Source organism: Tateyamaria sp. syn59 (assembly GCF_007995245.1).
In the GTDB taxonomy this organism is placed as follows: Bacteria; Pseudomonadota; Alphaproteobacteria; order Rhodobacterales; family Rhodobacteraceae; genus Tateyamaria.
Genome location: NZ_VCBA01000006.1, coordinates 204,091 through 219,648, shown reverse-complemented (window position 1 = coordinate 219,648; position 15,558 = coordinate 204,091). Strand labels below are relative to the sequence as shown.

At 63.1% G+C, this 15,558-nt stretch carries 16 protein-coding genes; 6 read left to right on the top strand and 10 right to left on the bottom strand.

The window, feature by feature from the left end; genetic code table 11:
* Window positions 1–4: 4 nt before the first annotated feature.
* A complete protein-coding gene (hemE, locus tag FD715_RS13485) occupies window positions 5–1,054 on the bottom strand; it encodes a uroporphyrinogen decarboxylase (protein WP_147110492.1) in 1,050 nt (349 codons plus the stop codon).
* Between the two features lie 66 nt (window positions 1,055–1,120).
* On the opposite strand from hemE, the gene hemC reads away from it, so the two are divergent.
* Window positions 1,121–2,077 (top strand): hydroxymethylbilane synthase, encoded by a 957-nt coding sequence (hemC, locus tag FD715_RS13480; RefSeq protein ID WP_147110489.1) that lies wholly within the window; start codon window positions 1,121–1,123, stop codon window positions 2,075–2,077.
* A gap of 187 nt (window positions 2,078–2,264) precedes the next feature.
* Complete coding sequence (locus tag FD715_RS13475; protein WP_147110871.1) at window positions 2,265–3,845, top strand: acyl-CoA dehydrogenase family protein; 1,581 nt, start codon at window positions 2,265–2,267, stop codon at window positions 3,843–3,845.
* A gap of 72 nt (window positions 3,846–3,917) precedes the next feature.
* Here FD715_RS13475 and hemF read toward each other — a convergent pair whose 3' ends face one another.
* From hemF to clpS, 4 genes are all read right to left on the bottom strand, one after another.
* A complete protein-coding gene (hemF, locus tag FD715_RS13470) occupies window positions 3,918–4,811 on the bottom strand; it encodes an oxygen-dependent coproporphyrinogen oxidase (RefSeq protein ID WP_147110486.1) in 894 nt (297 codons plus the stop codon).
* A 67-nt stretch (window positions 4,812–4,878) separates the two neighbouring features.
* Window positions 4,879–5,682, bottom strand: a complete 804-nt coding sequence (locus FD715_RS13465) for an SDR family NAD(P)-dependent oxidoreductase (RefSeq protein WP_147110483.1) — start codon at window positions 5,680–5,682, stop codon at window positions 4,879–4,881.
* A gap of 3 nt (window positions 5,683–5,685) precedes the next feature.
* Window positions 5,686–6,669: a class I SAM-dependent methyltransferase gene (locus tag FD715_RS13460; protein ID WP_147110480.1), complete on the bottom strand. Its 984-nt coding sequence runs from the start codon at window positions 6,667–6,669 to the stop codon at window positions 5,686–5,688.
* A 9-nt stretch (window positions 6,670–6,678) separates the two neighbouring features.
* Window positions 6,679–7,020 carry an ATP-dependent Clp protease adapter ClpS gene (clpS, locus tag FD715_RS13455; RefSeq protein ID WP_370455405.1) on the bottom strand — a complete coding sequence of 114 codons (342 nt, stop codon included), beginning with the start codon at window positions 7,018–7,020 and terminating at the stop codon, window positions 6,679–6,681.
* A gap of 123 nt (window positions 7,021–7,143) precedes the next feature.
* Here clpS and FD715_RS13450 point away from each other — a divergent pair, with 123 nt between their 5' ends.
* Window positions 7,144–7,842, top strand: coding sequence for an HAD family hydrolase (locus FD715_RS13450; protein WP_147110473.1), 699 nt, complete (start codon window positions 7,144–7,146; stop codon window positions 7,840–7,842).
* A 205-nt stretch (window positions 7,843–8,047) separates the two neighbouring features.
* The gene (locus FD715_RS13445; RefSeq protein WP_370455402.1) at window positions 8,048–9,502 is read left to right on the top strand and encodes a D-alanyl-D-alanine carboxypeptidase family protein; all 1,455 of its coding nucleotides are present in this window, start codon (window positions 8,048–8,050) and stop codon (window positions 9,500–9,502) included.
* Here FD715_RS13445 and FD715_RS13440 read toward each other — a convergent pair.
* A complete protein-coding gene (locus tag FD715_RS13440; RefSeq protein WP_147110467.1) occupies window positions 9,499–10,308 on the bottom strand; it encodes a zinc-dependent peptidase in 810 nt (269 codons plus the stop codon). The genes FD715_RS13445 and FD715_RS13440 overlap by 4 nt on opposite strands.
* Window positions 10,305–11,180, bottom strand: a complete 876-nt coding sequence (locus tag FD715_RS13435; protein WP_147110463.1) for a LysR family transcriptional regulator — start codon at window positions 11,178–11,180, stop codon at window positions 10,305–10,307. The genes FD715_RS13440 and FD715_RS13435 overlap by 4 nt, the downstream gene beginning before the upstream one ends.
* 101 nt (window positions 11,181–11,281) lie before the next feature.
* On the opposite strand from FD715_RS13435, the gene FD715_RS22945 reads away from it, so the two are divergent.
* Window positions 11,282–11,410, top strand: coding sequence for a hypothetical protein (locus tag FD715_RS22945; protein ID WP_255450651.1), 129 nt, complete (start codon window positions 11,282–11,284; stop codon window positions 11,408–11,410).
* Window positions 11,407–11,643, top strand: coding sequence for a DUF6552 family protein (locus tag FD715_RS13430; RefSeq protein ID WP_147110460.1), 237 nt, complete (start codon window positions 11,407–11,409; stop codon window positions 11,641–11,643). The genes FD715_RS22945 and FD715_RS13430 overlap by 4 nt, the downstream gene beginning before the upstream one ends.
* A 56-nt stretch (window positions 11,644–11,699) precedes the next feature.
* Here FD715_RS13430 and FD715_RS13425 read toward each other — a convergent pair whose 3' ends face one another.
* From FD715_RS13425 to FD715_RS13415, 3 genes are read right to left on the bottom strand one after another with little or no spacing between them, the layout of a single operon-like run.
* Window positions 11,700–13,277 carry an ABC transporter ATP-binding protein gene (locus FD715_RS13425; protein WP_147110457.1) on the bottom strand — a complete coding sequence of 526 codons (1,578 nt, stop codon included), beginning with the start codon at window positions 13,275–13,277 and terminating at the stop codon, window positions 11,700–11,702.
* Window positions 13,277–14,467, bottom strand: a complete 1,191-nt coding sequence (locus FD715_RS13420; protein WP_147110454.1) for an ABC transporter permease — start codon at window positions 14,465–14,467, stop codon at window positions 13,277–13,279. The genes FD715_RS13425 and FD715_RS13420 overlap by 1 nt, the downstream gene beginning before the upstream one ends.
* Window positions 14,467–15,558, bottom strand: coding sequence for a microcin C ABC transporter permease YejB (locus FD715_RS13415; RefSeq protein ID WP_147110451.1), 1,092 nt, complete (start codon window positions 15,556–15,558; stop codon window positions 14,467–14,469). Before FD715_RS13415 ends, FD715_RS13420 begins: the two co-directional genes overlap by 1 nt.

Here is a 15,558-nt window from a genome sequence, read left to right as displayed (position 1 = left end):
GAAATCAGGACTTTGTGGAGCGAACCGTCTCGATCATCAGCGCCACATTCTCGGGGTCCGCATCGGGCGTGATCCCGTGGCCCAGGTTGAAGATATGCGGCCCCTTCGAAAACGCCCGCACAATGGCCTGCGTCTCCTCCACCAGCGCCTGCCCGCCCGTCACCATATGGGACGAGGCGAGGTTGCCCTGCACGCACCCGCTGGTCTGAACGTTGGCCGCTGCCCAATCCGGAGACACAGAATTGTCCAGCGCCACACAATCCACGCCGGTGGCCTTGTGGAAGCCGATATAGCCATCCCCTGCCTCGCGCGGGAATCCAATGACCGGAATATGCGGATACCGCGCCTTGAGCGCCGCCGTGATCTCGGCACAGGGGGCGACCGCGTATTTCTGGAACGCCTCGCCCTTCAGCGACCCGGCCCAGCTGTCAAAGATCTTCACGACCTCCGCCCCGGCGTCGATCTGTGCGGCCAGATACTCAATCGTGGCCGCCGTGATCCGCGCCATCAGTGCATCAAAGGCCGCCGGATTGCTCTCGCGCAACGCATGGGCCGGGCCCTGATCCGGCGTGCCACGCCCAGCAATCATGTAGGTGGCCACCGTCCATGGCGCCCCGGCAAAGCCGATCAACGTGGTCTCTTCCGGCAACTCTCGCCGCAAGATGCGGACCGTTTCATAGATCGGGTTCAACGTCTCGTGAATGTCATCCACAGGCTTCAGCGCATCGACGCCCGCCTGATCGGTGATGGTAGATAGGCGCGGTCCTTCACCCGTGACAAACCACAGATCAGCCCCAAGCGCCTGCGGCACCAGCAGGATGTCCGCAAACAGGATCGCCGCATCAAATCCGTAGCGCCGGATCGGCTGCAACGTGACCTCAGCCGCCAGCTCAGGGTTGTAACACAGCGACAGGAAGTCCCCGGCCTCGGCCCGCGTCGCGCGATACTCGGGCAGATACCGTCCCGCCTGGCGCATCATCCAGATGGGCGGCGTCGGCAACACCTCACCCGCCAAAGCCCGCAAAATCGTCTTGCCGGTGCCGCCGTCTTTCATCACACATGCCCCTGTCTGATCGTTTCCAGTTGTCAACATAAGTTGACACACCTAAAAGATAAAGCCATGACTGTGCGCCTACCCTCTCCCGCCGCTCCGCTCAAGATCGGAACCCGCGGTTCCCCCCTCGCCCTTGCCCAAGCCCATGAGACGCGTCAGCGTCTTGGCACTGCCTTCGATCTGCCGGAAGAAGCGTTCGAGATTGTGGTGATCAAGGTCACCGGCGACAACCGGTCGATGATCGACGCGGACCGCCCGCTGAAAGAGATCGGGAACAAGGGCCTCTTCACCCGCGAGATCGAGGAAGACCTGCTCGCCGGCAAGATCGACATCGCGGTGCATTCAACCAAGGACATGCCAACGGTCCAGCCCGAGGGCTTGATCCTAGACACCTTTCTGCCGCGCGAGGATGTGCGCGACGCCTTCATCTCGCACAGTCTAAGCCGCATCGCCGACCTGCCCGAGGGCGCCACAGTTGGGACGTCCTCCCTCCGCCGCCGCGCGCAGCTCTTGTTCAAAAGGCCCGACCTGAACGTCGTCGAGTTTCGCGGCAACGTGCAGACACGCCTGCAGAAGCTGGCCGATGGCTTAGCTGACTGCACCTTTCTGGCCCATGCGGGCCTGAACCGCCTCGACATGACCGAGGTGCCCGCCACCCCGATTGAACCCACCGACATGCTGCCCGCCATCGCCCAAGGCGCCATCGGCATCGAGCGGCGGATTGACGACACCAATACCGCCGAGTTGCTGGCAGCGATCCATGACGCAGCCACCGGGCACCGCGTGGCCACCGAACGGCAGCTTCTGTTCACGCTCGATGGCTCCTGCGAAACACCGATCGCCGGGCTCGCAACGATTGACGGTGACACACTGACCCTGACCGGCGAAGTGCTGCGGCCCGACGGATCGGACGCGATCAGTGGCACGCGCCAAGGGCCGGTCAGCGATGGTGCGGCCATGGGCACCGAGCTTGGTCAGCACTTGCTGAAAGCGGCAGGCCCCGGCTTCTTCGACTGGCACTGATCCCTTCACTTTGCCAAAGAAACTCCTGGGAGGCGCATCGCGCTGGGGCAGAGCCCCATTTGTCGGGCCCGGTGGCCACCCGACCCTTCGGGGAGGATTTTTTTGAAACAGGGAAGATGGGACCGGCGCGCTCACTTCAATGCACGCGCCCTTGACGCGCGTGGTCAGTGAAGCACAGGCTTATTCCATGTCCGATCCGCGCACCCGCCTGCCGACGCATGAGGTTGAGAATCAACCGGGCCCGATGGGCGACATCAATCTCTTTGCCGATGACCCGATCCTCGCGACATTGCGGTCGGAGCATCTGTCGGACTACGGCGCAGTGCTTGGTCTGTCCGAAACCCGGGAAAAGGGCCGCGCTGCGAACCGCCACGGTCCGGAGTTGATCCAATTCGATGCGGGCGGGCGGCGGCTGGACGAAGTTGCCTTTCATCCCGCCTATCACGACATGATGACGCTCAGCCAAGCTGCAGGGTATGCCGCGACGGCCTGGGATGGCGGCCGCCATGTCGAGCACGCCGCGATGGTCTATATGGCGAGCCAGGTCGAGCCAGGGCATTGCTGTCCGTTGACCATGACCCATGCCGGTGTGCCTGCCCTTAGGGTGAACGCGGAGCTCGCGGAGGTGTGGGTGCAGAAGCTGACGGCGCGGTCTTACGATCCACGTGTTTTGCCGATCCGTCAGAAAACCTCGGCCACGCTTGGGATGGCCATGACGGAAAAGCAGGGCGGATCGGACGTGCGGGCCAATACCACACGCGCGATGCGCGATGGTGACCACTGGCATCTGACGGGGCACAAGTGGTTCTGTTCGGCGCCCATGTCGGACGGGTTCCTGACCCTTGCGCAAACCGATCATGGACTGACATGCTTTCTTGTGCCGCGCTGGCTGGACGGTGAACGCAACGCCATTCACCTGATGCGACTGAAGGACAAGCTGGGCAACAAGGCCAGCGCTTCATCCGAGATCGAATTTCACGGGGCGCTTGCCCACCAGTTGGGAGAGGAAGGCCGCGGTGTTCAGACCATCATCGAGATGGTGCATCACACGCGGCTCGACACCGCGATGGCGCCTGCTGGGCTGATGCGCGGAGCGCTCACGCATGCCATGCACTGGGTGCGGCACCGGCGCGCGTTTCAGAAGACGCTGATTGATCAGCCGTTGATGCAGGCCGTTTTGGCGGATTTGATCCTGGACTGGCAGGCGGCGACGCGGTTGGGGCTACATGTGGCTGCGGCCTTTGACGACCCCGGCGCGCGCGCCTTTGCCCGGATCAGCGTGGCTTTGGCAAAGTTCCTGAACAACAAGCTTTGCCCGCGTGTCACGCTTGAGGCGATGGAGGCACTGGGTGGCATGGGATATGTGGAGGACACCTCCATGCCGATGTACTACCGCGAGGCGCCGCTCAATTCGATTTGGGAAGGGTCTGGGAATGTGATCTGCCTCGACATCCTGCGGACGCTGGCGCGGGAGCCGGATGCGGCCGAGGCCATGGCCGCTCAACTGGATGCGGCGCGGGGCAATGATGCGCAATACGATCAGGCGCTGAAGGATCATCGCGCGCGGTGGCCTGGGCTGCCCGCGGAGGGCGAGGCGCGGGCGTTTGCCGAACGGGCGGCGCTGTTGCTTGCGGGGTCGGTGCTGATCCGAACGGCGCCCCACGCGGTGGCGGACGGGTTTGTCGCCACGCGGCTGCACGCCACGCCGGGCCGCATTGCGGGATCGCTGCACGGGGTCGATGTCGCGGGTATCCTTGCCGCGTTTTGAGGTTACCCAGGGGTAACAGTTAACGACCGTTAAGTTACTTATACAAAACGTAAATTCAGCGTTCGTATCCTATCACACCCACTTGGCCAGAGGCGGCAGAGACATCAGAACGGCATTCGCATCGTGACCGGTTTCGAGCCCGAATTTGGTGCCCCGGTCATAGACCAGGTTGTATTCGGCATAGAGCCCGCGATGCACGAGTTGTGCGTCCTTGTCAGCCTCGTCCCAATCCTGCACCCGACGCTTTTCGACCAGCGGCGTGAAGGCTGGCAGGAAGGCGCGGCCGATGTCCTGGGTCAGGGCGAAGTCCGCCTCCCAATCGCCGGTGTTGTGGTCGTCCATGAAAATGCCGCCAACACCGCGGGCGCGGTTGCGGTGGGGGATGTAGAAGTATTCGTCCGCCCATTCCTTGAGCCGCGGGTAGTGCGCGTCGCCATGGGGGTCGAGATGCGCCCTTTGCTGGGCGTGGAAATGGGCTGTATCCTCGTCATATTCGAGGCAGGGGTTCAGGTCGGACCCGCCGCCGAACCACCATGCGTGGGGCGTCCAGAACATGCGGGTGTTCATGTGGACCGCCGGGCAATGGGGGTTCTGCATGTGGGCGACGAGGCTGATGCCCGAGGCCCAGAACCGTGGGTCATCCTTCATCCCCGGAATGCCTTTGCGGGCGGCCATGGCCATCTGTGCGCGTTCGCCCAACGTGCCGTAAACGGTCGAGACGTTCACGCCGACCTTTTCAAAGACACGACCGCCGCGCATGACGCTCATCAGCCCGCCGCCCGCGTCCGATCCGTCATCCGACGTGCGCTTGGTTTCCGTCACTTCGAACCGTCCGGGGGTGCCATCGGACATCGGGCCCTCGGCATGGCTGTCCTCCAGCCCTTCGAAGGCGGCGACGATGTCGTCGCGCAACTGTCGGAACCACGCGGCGGCGCGGGTTTTCTGGGTGTCGAAGTGTTCGGTCATTGCGCACTGTCCTGTTTGGTTGACAGTTTTCTAGCGCACCCGAGGCGCGGGGGCAAAGCGCAAAACGTCAGTGCGCCGGGGCCTCGACCGGGTCGAGCAGGCTGCGCCCGCCATCCACGGTCATCACGTCGCCAGTGACAAAGCCGGAGCCGTCGGAGGCGAGGAATTGCACGGCGTCCACCATTTCGGTGGGGCTGGCTATGCGGTGCAGGGGCGTGCGTGTTTCGATCTCGTCCCGCCATTCGGGGTTTTCACCGATGGCGGATTTGAGCGAGGCCGACATGACCGAGCCGAAAGCGACGGCGTTGACGCGGATGCGCTGTGGGGCCAGCGCGAGAGCCATGGAGCGTGTCATCTGCTCCAGCCCTGCGGATGCGATGGAATAACCCAGAAGTTCGGGCCGCGTCTGGTGCGCGGCGATGGAGCTGAGGTTGATGATGGACCCGACGCAGGCCGACTCGGTGTCGTCCTTGGCCTGCTTGATCATCCGGCGCGCAACCTGCTGCGTCAGGCGCAGGGCCGTCATCAGGTTCTGTTCGATCAGGGTTTCAACCGAGGTATCTTCGGGATCAAGCGCATCGGTGGGCATCACCTGCCGCGAGGCGTTAACGAGGATATCCACCTGATCAAAGGCGTCGATGGTGGCCGACACGAGGTTGGCGATGGTCAGGCGCTGGCGCAGATCGCCCGCGAAGTAGCGGACGTTCCCCTCTTCCGCGACGTCGCCAAGCTCGGCGTGCAACCGCTTTTCGTCCATGTCGGCGCACATCACATTGGCGCCGCGATCTGCAAAGTGCCGTGCGATAGCGAGGCCGATGCCGTTGGCGGCACCTGTCACGATCGCTGTCTTGCCGTTGATGGAAAAGGACATGTGTTACCTTTTTCTCTGCTTGGGCCGCTCGGCCCGCACCAGTTTGAACCGCGCATCGCCGTCCAGTTCAACCACTTTGGCGAAGTTGGACGCGAGGGTATCCTCGTAGGGCAGGTGCCGGTTTGCGACCATCCAGAGCGCGCCGTGGGGGCGCAGGATGCGCGCCGCGTTGGTGATGAAGCTGCGGCCGATGGAGGGATCGGCGCTGCGCGTTTTGTGGAAGGGCGGGTTCATGACAACGGCGTCCACCTTTTCGGGCGGCGTCCAGGTGGTGGCGTCGGCCCAGTGGAATTGCGCGCGGTCGTCGGTGACGTTGTGGCGGGCGCATTGCAGGGCCATGTCGTGGGCTTCGACCAGATGCACGGTCTGGACGTCGCGGGTCAGGAGGTGCGCCGAAAGGTATCCCCAGCCTGCGCCGAGGTCCGCAACGCTGCCGACCATGGTTTCAGGCAAGGCTTCGACCAAGAGAGCAGAGGCCGGATCGACGCCGTCGGCAGAGAAAACGCCGGGCGCGGTCCAGAAGCCGCCGGGGTGCAGTTCGGGGCCGCGCGCCCAATCGGAAAGGTCGGTTCCACCGGCGAGCCAGTAGATCTTGCCATGCGCTTTTGAGATGGGCGCGCTGGTGTCGGTGCGTTGGCGCAGGGCCTTAAGCATGGAATCAGCGCCGTCCGTCTTTTGACCATCGACGATCACCGGGCCGTCCGTCTGGGCCGTTGCGGCGGCGACAAGCGCCTGCGCTTCGGCCCGGGCGCGGGTCAGGCAGGTGATGCTGGCGGCAAAGCGGGTATCCTTGGCCAGTTCGGGAGAGACGGTGTAGCCCATTTGTTCGAAGCGTTGGCAGACCGTAACCAGAGGCGACACGATATGAACGTTCTCTTTGGTCAGGGCCGATAGGTCCGCATCCTCGGGCGGATGCAGGACGGCCACGGGGCCATCGCCCAAAGCGTCCATCGCTTCGAGCGCCAGGGGCAGGCGATCACCTAGCACGTAGGCAGCCTATTCCTCTTTTTCCATGGTGCATTGCAGCGGGTGCTGGTGGCGGCGGGCAAAGTCCATCACCTGCGTCACCTTGGTTTCCGCGATCTCGTGACTGAAGACCCCGACGACGGCGAGACCTTTCTTGTGGACGGTCAACATGATCTCGAACGCCTGAGCGTGGTTGAGGCCGAAGAAGCGTTCCAACACGTGCACCACGAATTCCATCGGCGTGTAGTCGTCGTTCAGGAGCAGCACCTTGTAGAGCGGCGGGCGCTTGGTCTTGGGCTTGACGTCGGTGACGACGGCGGTGTCGCCGTCATCATCCGCGGGACCTGCGGATTTGTGAGCCAAAATGTGCATGTCTTGGAGCATGCGCGTCCTCTTGGAGCCGGGAATCTTTTGGTGAACTTGGATCACCCTATATAACGCCACCACGCATTTAGGAAAGAGGGCGGTGCGGATTGTCGCGCCGTGGTGAATGGGATGGGGTTTGAACCGGCCTGTATCGGGTTCGATGCAGATGACACGCTGTGGCGCAACGAGCGTGTGTTCAAGCTGACGCAGGAGCGGTTTGCTGAGCTGCTGGCGCCCCATGTGGATGTACCGGATCTGGATGCGCAGTTGCTGGCCGCCGAGCGGCGCAACATCGGGCATTATGGCTTTGGCGTCAAAGGCTTCGTGTTGTCGATGATCGAGACAGCGCTGGAGGTGACCGAGAACCGGGTGCCCGGTGCAGTGATCAGCGATTTGATTGCTGCGGGGCAAGAGATGCTGGCCTACCCTATCGACCTGTTGCCTCATGCGGAGGACGCGGTGGCCGTGGCGAAGGAGCATGGGCCTGTGCTGCTGATCACCAAGGGCGATCTGTTGGATCAGGAGCGGAAACTGGCGCAATCGGGTCTGGGCGACCTCTTTGACGGGGTCGAGATCGTTTCGGACAAGACGCCTTCGGTCTACGCCCGGATTTTTGCCGCCCATGGCGGGGCCGACCGTGGCATGATGATCGGCAATTCGATGAAATCCGATGTCCGCCCGATGATCGACGCGGGCGGCTTTGGGGTGTTTGTGCCCCACGATCTGGCCTGGGATCTGGAGGCTGCAGAGGCGCCGGATACCCATGCGCGCTATGCGGCCCTGCCCGACCTCGGTGCTTTCCCCGACTTTCTGCGCACCACACGGTAACAGCCGCCACATTCCTGCCACAATCGCCCTATTGGGGCCGCAATGATCCGCACACCCAAGATGTTGAGCGCGGCATCGGCGGAAAAACGGAAACGTGTGGTGCATCAACACTTTATCGCTTTTGCGACCTGTGTTAGCTTGTCGGCAATTACAAAAAGGTCAGCCGAATAGTCGGCGGCCGGAGGCAGACATAGGCAGGTTTACCGTGAAGGTTCGGCGCACACAGCCGGCCCGGCTAGGGCTCATTCTATTTGCGATTTTGTGGATGGTGATCATCGTCCCCGCCTCGGTCAGGGCGGCGCCCTATGCGGCCATGGTGATGGACGCGCGGACGGGCGAGGTTTTGCATTCGCGCAACGCCGACACGCGGCTGCACCCCGCGTCCCTGACCAAGATGATGACGCTCTACGTCGTGTTCCAGGCGGTTGAACGGGGCGAGATCACCATGGACACCAAGATCAAGGTGTCGCGCAAAGCCGCAGCGGAAGTTCCGTCAAAGCTGGGCCTGAAAGCCGGGTCGAGCATCAAGCTGCGCTACCTCGTGCGTGCATCCGCGGTGAAGTCGGCCAATGATGCGGCCACCGCCATCGCGGAAGGCATCTCGGGGTCCGAAGCGGCCTTTGCCCGGCGGATGAACCGCACCGCCAAGTCGCTGGGCATGACCCGCACAACGTTCAAGAACGCGCATGGCCTGACCGAAAGCGGGCACCTTTCGACCGCGCGCGACATGACCATCCTCGGGCGGCACCTGTTTTACGACTTCCCGCAGTACTACAACCTGTTCTCGCGCACCTCGACCCATGCGGGCATTGCCGATGTGCGCAACACGAACCGGCGTTTGCTGGCGGCATATCAGGGCGCAGACGGGATCAAGACGGGCTACACCCGTGCGGCAGGCTTTAACCTGGTCTCCTCGGCGCAGCGTGGAAACGAGCGCATCATCGCCACCGTCTTTGGTGGCAAATCGACGGCCTCGCGCAACGCGAAGGTGGCCGAATTGCTGGACCTTGGCTTCCGTCGGGCCCCTAGCCGCGCGCCGGTGCGCAAGCCTGTAAAACCCAGCTATGTGCCCGGTGACGAGGACGTCGTTATTGCGGGCAATCAGGATGCGCCCAGAAGCGCGGGGAAAATCATTCGCCTCAGCGGCGCTGTGAAGACCAGCTATCGCCCGAAAATGCGCCCCGGCACCGAAGCCCCCGTTTTGGTGGCCGAAGCCGAAGCGCCGGTGGTGGCCTCGACCGTCCAGCCGGATGACATTCAAATGGCCCTTGCCGCCGCGCAAACCAATGAAACAACGGCAGCCGTCGCTGCCGCAGCGGTGGCGGCAGCCCTTGTGCCCACCGTGCGACCCGAAGCGCGTCCCACGCAAGTGGCACTGCAACAGGAGCCGGAGGTTGTCACCCGTGTCTCGACCTCGGGCGGGCGCCATTGGGGTGTGAATATCGGGCGCTATCCCAGCCGGTATCACGCCGAGAAGGTGCTGCTGCAGACGGCGCTGGCCGAGATGTCGTCGCTCGACGGCTCGCTGCGCAAGGTCGTGCGGCGCCCCACCGGGTTCGATGCCAATTTCATGGGCATGACCCGCGACGGCGCCGATCTGGCGTGCCGTCGTCTGCAATCGCGCAATGTCACCTGTTTCATGGTCGGGCCCCAGTCCTAGGACCAGTTGACCGGATCGACATTCAGCAAGATCGAGAGCTGGCGGTAGACCTCGGGTTCTGCGCGTTGCAGTGCATCGGGACGTTCAAAGAACAGCTCGACCGTGACGGCAAAGAACTCTTCGTGGTTCATGGCGCCATAGGGGTCGATGACCGTGCGGCGTCCTGCGTCGACATTTGCCACGTGCCGATCATAGGCGTCGATGATGACCTCGGCCCAGGCCGCAAGGCTTTGCCCCGGTGCCATCGGCGGGGCGCCGTCCGTCTGGCCGGACAGGTCATCAAGTTGATGGGCAAATTCGTGCAGAACGACGTTCAACCCGTCCTCGTCATTGAAGCCGCCCTGCCGGGCGTCCTGCCAGGACAGCACCACCGGGCCGCGTGACCAGCTTTCGCCGAGGCGCACCACCTCTTCCTCGGTCACGACATAACCGTCCTGGCGGGTTTGCCGGGATTTGAACGCGCCGGGATAGATCAGGACCGTTGTCAGATGCGTGTACCAGGCATCGGTCCCCACCACGAGCAGAGCGGCCTGCCCCGCAATGCTGAGCGCCATTTCATCGCTGACGTCGAGCCCGTTGCAGCCCACGAGATCCACCTGGTTGAGGAACAGGGCAACTTTGCCTTCGAACGGGGCTTTCAAGGTGGGCGGCAGTTTGCGGACCAGGGGAACCTCGCGCAGCATGATCTGCCATTCGGCATCCGTGAGGCGCGAGGCGAGCACCTCTTGCTGCCATTGCCGCTTGCGCCAGGCCCGCCATATCAGCGCCGCGCCGAACAGACCGATCAGGGCAAGGAACACGGTCATGCGCGGGCGGCCTTTCTGATCCAACGTATGAAATTGCGCAGCGCCGGGCGCTGGATGCCGGGGCGCGTGACGATGTGGTAGCCGGCACCTTCGGTTGCATCCTCATGCAAGACGATCAGGCGACCAGCGGCGATGTCCGCATTGACGAAATTGCGGACCGTCACGGCGACGCCCTGCCCGTCCCGCGCCCCGTCCAGCATGAGGTTGCCAGGCACCTGGGTCACTGGCCCTCTGGCCATGTTGGCGGCCCCCCGTTGCGTCAGCCAGCGCGAGCTTTCGGTTGTCCCGATCTCTTCCAGCCACGGCAGCGCGCCCAGGTTGGCGGGATTCGACACGTCACGTCCGTCCACGAGGTGTGGTGCGGCGACGACGACCATCGACGTGGGCACCAACAATTCACTGTCGAGCCCGTCCCAGCCGCCGACGCCGTAGCGGATCGACAGGTCAACACCGCCGGGCGTCAGCTTCACGATGTCGGAGGTCGGGTTCAGCACCAGGTTGATCTCGGGGTGTTTTGTCCGGAACTCGGACAGGCGGGGCATGAGCCAGGCCGCCGCAAAGCTGGGTGTGGGCGAGATGTGCAGGGGGCGCGCCGCCTCGGCCCCCGTCACCAGAGCGACCGCGCGGGCGATGCTGCTGAACCCGTCCGCGCTGCCCTGAGCCAGTATCTCGCCATGCTCGGTGAGCTTTATGGCGCGGCCAGAGCGGTCAAACAGGCTGACGCCCAGATGCGCCTCGAGCGCGCGCAGTTGCTGGCTGACGGCGGCATGGCTGACAGACAGTGCCTGCCCCGCCGCGACGACACTGCCCGTGTCGACAAAGGCGGCAAAGGCGCGCAGGGCCGCCAAGGGGGGAAGATCACGCCAGTCCATATGTCATCTCAGCTTACACATTGCAAATCCAATTGAGTCGCATCTGCAGCGCTCATACCCCACCATATAAACACGATCACTCTCTCCCCAAGAGGTAAACCATGCTTGATATTTATGCTCAGACTTTCATGACTGCGACCCGTCAACAACCTTGCGTGCGCGTGACCCTGCCCCGGACCCGCTGGTGGCAGGGCAAGCGGACCAAGTGCATTGATCTGGCCCGGCTGTGAACGCGATTGTCCGACGCTCCACTGACACAAACACGATCAAGTGGGGCGCGTCGATCATTCAGGTATTCGGATATGCGGCAACGGCCTTTGGCCTCGCGCCGCTGAACATGTACCTGTTTCTGATTGGCATGTTCGGCTGGCTGATCGTCGGCTTGCGCTGGAATGACATGGCGATGACGACCATCCACGTTGTGGCGCTGAGCGCCATGGTCGTCGGTCTGGCGCTGGCCTGAAGGGATGGCGGGCGGGGTGTCGTTGGCCCGGACGGGTCAACGCACGTCGCCCGTCATCAATGCGTCGCTTGCAGCAGAAGGCGCGTGTAGTCCGTCTGGGGCCGTTCGAACAGGTCGTCTGCATTGCCCTGCTCGACCACGTCGCCCTGTTTCATCACCAGCATCTTGTGGCTCATGGCACGCACGACCTTGAGGTCGTGGGAGATGAAGAGGAACGCAAGCCCGTATTTCTGCTGCAGCCCGCGCAGCAATTCCACGATCTGCACCTGCACCGTCATGTCGAGGGCCGAGGTCGGTTCATCCAGCACCACCAGCTTCGGGCGCAACACCATGGCCCGCGCAATCGCTATGCGCTGGCGCTGTCCGCCGGAGAACTCGTGTGGGTAGCGGTCCATCGTCATCGGGTCGAGGCCGACTTCGGCCATCACCTCCGCCACCACCTCGCGCGGCTGGCGGCCATCGCTGATGCCATGCACGCCAAGCCCCTCGGCAATGATCTGCATGGCGGTCATGCGGGGGGACAGCGACCCGAACGGGTCCTGGAACACGATCTGCATGTCCTTGCGCAACCGCCGCAACTCGCGCACCGACCAGGCGCGGATGTCCTGACCCATGTAGACAATCCGCCCCTCGGACGAGATCAGGCGCATGATCGCCAATGCCAGCGTGGTCTTGCCGGAGCCGCTTTCGCCCACGATGCCGACGGTTTCGCCTGCATGCACCTTGATCGTGGCGTCGTTGACGGCCTTGACGTGACCAACCGTGCGGCGCAGCAAGCCCGCCGTGATTGGGAACCAGACCTTGAGATGTTCCGTCTCGGCCACCAGTTCGGCATCCTGCGGGACGGGCGCGGGCTGTCCCTTGGGCTCGGCGCTGAGCAGTTTTTGGGTGTAGGGGTGCTGGGGGTTGTCGAAGATGTCTTTGGTAGGGCCCGTTTCCACGATCTCACCGTTCTGCATGACGCAGACGCGGTCGGCGATGCGGCGCACGACGCCGAGATCGTGGGTGATGAACAGCAGGCCCATACGCTCGGATTGCTTGAGTTCAGCCAGCAGTTCGAGGATTTGCGCCTGGATCGTCACGTCCAAAGCGGTGGTCGGCTCGTCCGCGATCAGGATGTCGGGTTTGTTGGCCAGCGCCATGGCGATCATCACGCGCTGGCGCTGGCCGCCTGACAACTCGTGCGGATAGGCGGTCAGGCGGGTTTCCGCGTCGCGGATGCCGACCTTGTCCAGCAGCTCAAGGATGCGCGCGCGCGCGTCGTCGCCGGCGATGCCCTGGTGCAACGCCAGGCTTTCGCCCAGCTGTTTGGCGATGGTGTGGAGCGGATTGAGCGATGTCATCGGCTCCTGAAAGATGAACGAGATGTCGTTGCCGCGCACCTTGCGCAACAGCGCTTCGTCTGCGCCGATCATCTGCTGTTCGTCGTAGGTCACGGACCCCGACACCTCGGCGCTGTCGCCAAGGAGGGACACGGTGGACAGGGCCGACACCGACTTGCCCGAGCCGCTTTCGCCCACCAGCGCCACCGTCTCGCCCCGATCGACGTGGAACGAAACGCCCTTGACCGCTTCGGTCAATTGCCCGTCCTGCCGGAAGCCGACATGCAGGTCTTTCACTTGCAGAAGTGCCATCAGGTGAAGGTCTTTCGTGGGTCGAACGCGTCGCGGATGCCTTCGAAGATGAAGATCAGCAGGCTGAGCATTACGGCGAACACGGTAAAGGCGGTGAAGGCAAGCCAGGGGGCCTGCAGGTTCTGTTTGGCCTGCAGCGTCAACTCGCCCAAGCTGGGGGCGGAGGACGGCAGGCCAAAGCCGAGGAAGTCGAGGACCGCGAGGGACGAGATTGTCCCTGTGATGATGAAGGGCAGCATAGTCAGCGTCGCGACCATGGCGTTGGGCAGCATGTGCCGGAACATGATGGTCAGGTTGCTGACGCCGAGCGCGCGGGCGGCGCGGACGTATTCCAGGTTGCGCGCCCGCAGGAATTCCGCGCGTACCACGCCAACGAGGCCAGTCCAGCCGAAGAGGATCAGGAGGAACACAAGAAGCCAGAAACTTCGCCCCAGGATCGCGAACATGATGATGATGACATAGAGGCTGGGCGTAGAGGACCAGATCTCGATGATCCGTTGGAAGATCAGATCGGTGCGTCCGCCGAAATAGCCCTGCACAGCGCCTGCGATGATGCCGACGATGGCTGATGCGCCGGTAACGATGAGCGTGAAGAGGACGGACAGGCGGAACCCGTGGATGACGCGCGCCATCACGTCGCGTTTGGTGCCGTCGGTGCCGAGCAGGTTTTCACCATTTGGCGGCAGCGGGGCTGCGCCGGGGCGGTCCACGGCGGTGTCGTAGCTGTAGGGAATGAGCGGCCAGATGGTCCAACCCTTGGTGATGGCCTCGCCATCCACTTCACCGTCTTGCGCGTCTTCGATCACGCCTTCTGGGTCGTCGAAGCAGGCCTCAAGCCCGCCGGACACGATCAGGCATTCGACCTCCGGGTCGCGGTAACTGGCTTCGGTTCTGAAGTCGCCGCCAAAGGCGGTTTCGGGGTAGAAGTTCCAGATCGGTGTGTAGAATTCGCCCTGGTAGCGCACGAGGATCGGTTTGTCGTAGGCGATGAATTCCGCGATCAGCGACAGGCCGAAGAGGATCGAGAAGATCCACAGTGACCAATAGGCGCGGCGGTTTTTCTTGAAATTCCGCCAGCGGCGCTGGTTGAGCGGTGATAGGGAAAAGAACGGGCGCTTTGGTGCCGGGACCGCAACGGGCGTCGGTTCCGGCTGTGCGGGCGGTTCGGTGATCGGCTCTTGCAATGCCATCAGCCTTCCCTCCGCTCAAAGTCGATCCGGGGGTCGACCAGCACATACATCAGGTCCGAAAGGATACCAACAAGCAGGCCGATGAGGCCGAAGATGTAGAGGGTGCCGAACACGATTGGGTAGTCGCGCGCCACGGCAGCCTCGAACCCGAGACGTCCCAGACCATCGAGCGAGAAGATGGTTTCGATGATCAGTGAGCCGCCGAAAAACACGCCGATAAACACCGCCGGGAAGCCCGCGATCACGATCAGCATCGCGTTGCGGAACACGTGGCCGTAAAGCACGCTGCGTTCAGACAGCCCCTTGGCGCGGGCGGTCATGACGTAGAGTTTCTTGATCTCGTCCAGGAAGCTGTTTTTGGTCAGAAGCGTCAGCGTTGCAAAGGCGCCGATGGTGCCCGCGAGGACCGGCAGCGTGATGTGCCAGAAGTAGTCCAGCACCTTCCCGATGGTGCTGAGGTCGTCCCAGTTGTCCGAAGTCAGACCCCGCAGTGGGAAGATCTGGAAATAGCTGCCACCTGCGAAAAGGACGAGCAAGAGGATGGCAAAGAGAAAGCCGGGGATCGCGTAGCCTGCGATGATGAGGCCAGAGGTCCAGGTGTCAAAGGGTGTGCCGTCCTTGACCGCCTTTCGGATGCCCAAGGGGATCGACACAAGGTAAGCGATCAGGGTGGACCATAGGCCGAGCGTGATCGACACCGGCAGTTTTTCGATGATCAGGTCCACCACGCTGATAGATCGGAAGTAGCTGTCGCCAAAGTCGAACCGCGCGTAGTTCCAGACCATGTTGAGGAAACGCTCGACCGGCGGTTTGTCGAAGCCAAATTCGCGTTCCAGTTCTGCTATGAATTCCGGCGGCAGTCCCCGCGCGCCCACATAGGTGCTGTCGGAGGCTGTATCCAGCTCGTCCGCGCCCGCATCATTGTTGCCCCCGGCAAACCCGCCAAAGACGTCCCCGCCCCCTTGCGCACGGGCGATGGCCTGTTCCACTGGGCCACCCGGCACGAATTGCGTGAGGGTGAAGTTGACGAGCAGGATGCCAAGCAAAGTCGGGATGACCAACAGCAGTCTGCGCAGGACATAGGGGCCCAT

Bases quoted from the DNA above. Each gene is read 5' to 3' on its own strand.
- hemE (WP_147110492.1), bottom strand. From the start codon at position 1,054: ATGAAAGACGGCGGCACCGGCAAGACGATTTTGCGGGCTTTGGCGGGT.
- hemC (WP_147110489.1), top strand. From the start codon at position 1,121: ATGACTGTGCGCCTACCCTCTCCCGCCGCTCCGCTCAAGATCGGAACC.
- FD715_RS13475 (WP_147110871.1), top strand. From the start codon at position 2,265: ATGTCCGATCCGCGCACCCGCCTGCCGACGCATGAGGTTGAGAATCAA.
- hemF (WP_147110486.1), bottom strand. From the start codon at position 4,811: ATGACCGAACACTTCGACACCCAGAAAACCCGCGCCGCCGCGTGGTTC.
- FD715_RS13465 (WP_147110483.1), bottom strand. From the start codon at position 5,682: ATGTCCTTTTCCATCAACGGCAAGACAGCGATCGTGACAGGTGCCGCC.
- clpS (WP_370455405.1), bottom strand. From the start codon at position 7,020: ATGCACATTTTGGCTCACAAATCCGCAGGTCCCGCGGATGATGACGGC.
- FD715_RS13450 (WP_147110473.1), top strand. From the start codon at position 7,144: ATGGGGTTTGAACCGGCCTGTATCGGGTTCGATGCAGATGACACGCTG.
- FD715_RS13440 (WP_147110467.1), bottom strand. From the start codon at position 10,308: ATGACCGTGTTCCTTGCCCTGATCGGTCTGTTCGGCGCGGCGCTGATA.
- FD715_RS13435 (WP_147110463.1), bottom strand. From the start codon at position 11,180: ATGGACTGGCGTGATCTTCCCCCCTTGGCGGCCCTGCGCGCCTTTGCC.
- FD715_RS22945 (WP_255450651.1), top strand. From the start codon at position 11,282: ATGCTTGATATTTATGCTCAGACTTTCATGACTGCGACCCGTCAACAA.
- FD715_RS13425 (WP_147110457.1), bottom strand. From the start codon at position 13,277: ATGGCACTTCTGCAAGTGAAAGACCTGCATGTCGGCTTCCGGCAGGAC.
- FD715_RS13420 (WP_147110454.1), bottom strand. From the start codon at position 14,467: ATGGCATTGCAAGAGCCGATCACCGAACCGCCCGCACAGCCGGAACCG.
- FD715_RS13415 (WP_147110451.1), bottom strand. From the start codon at position 15,558: ATGGGCCCCTATGTCCTGCGCAGACTGCTGTTGGTCATCCCGACTTTG.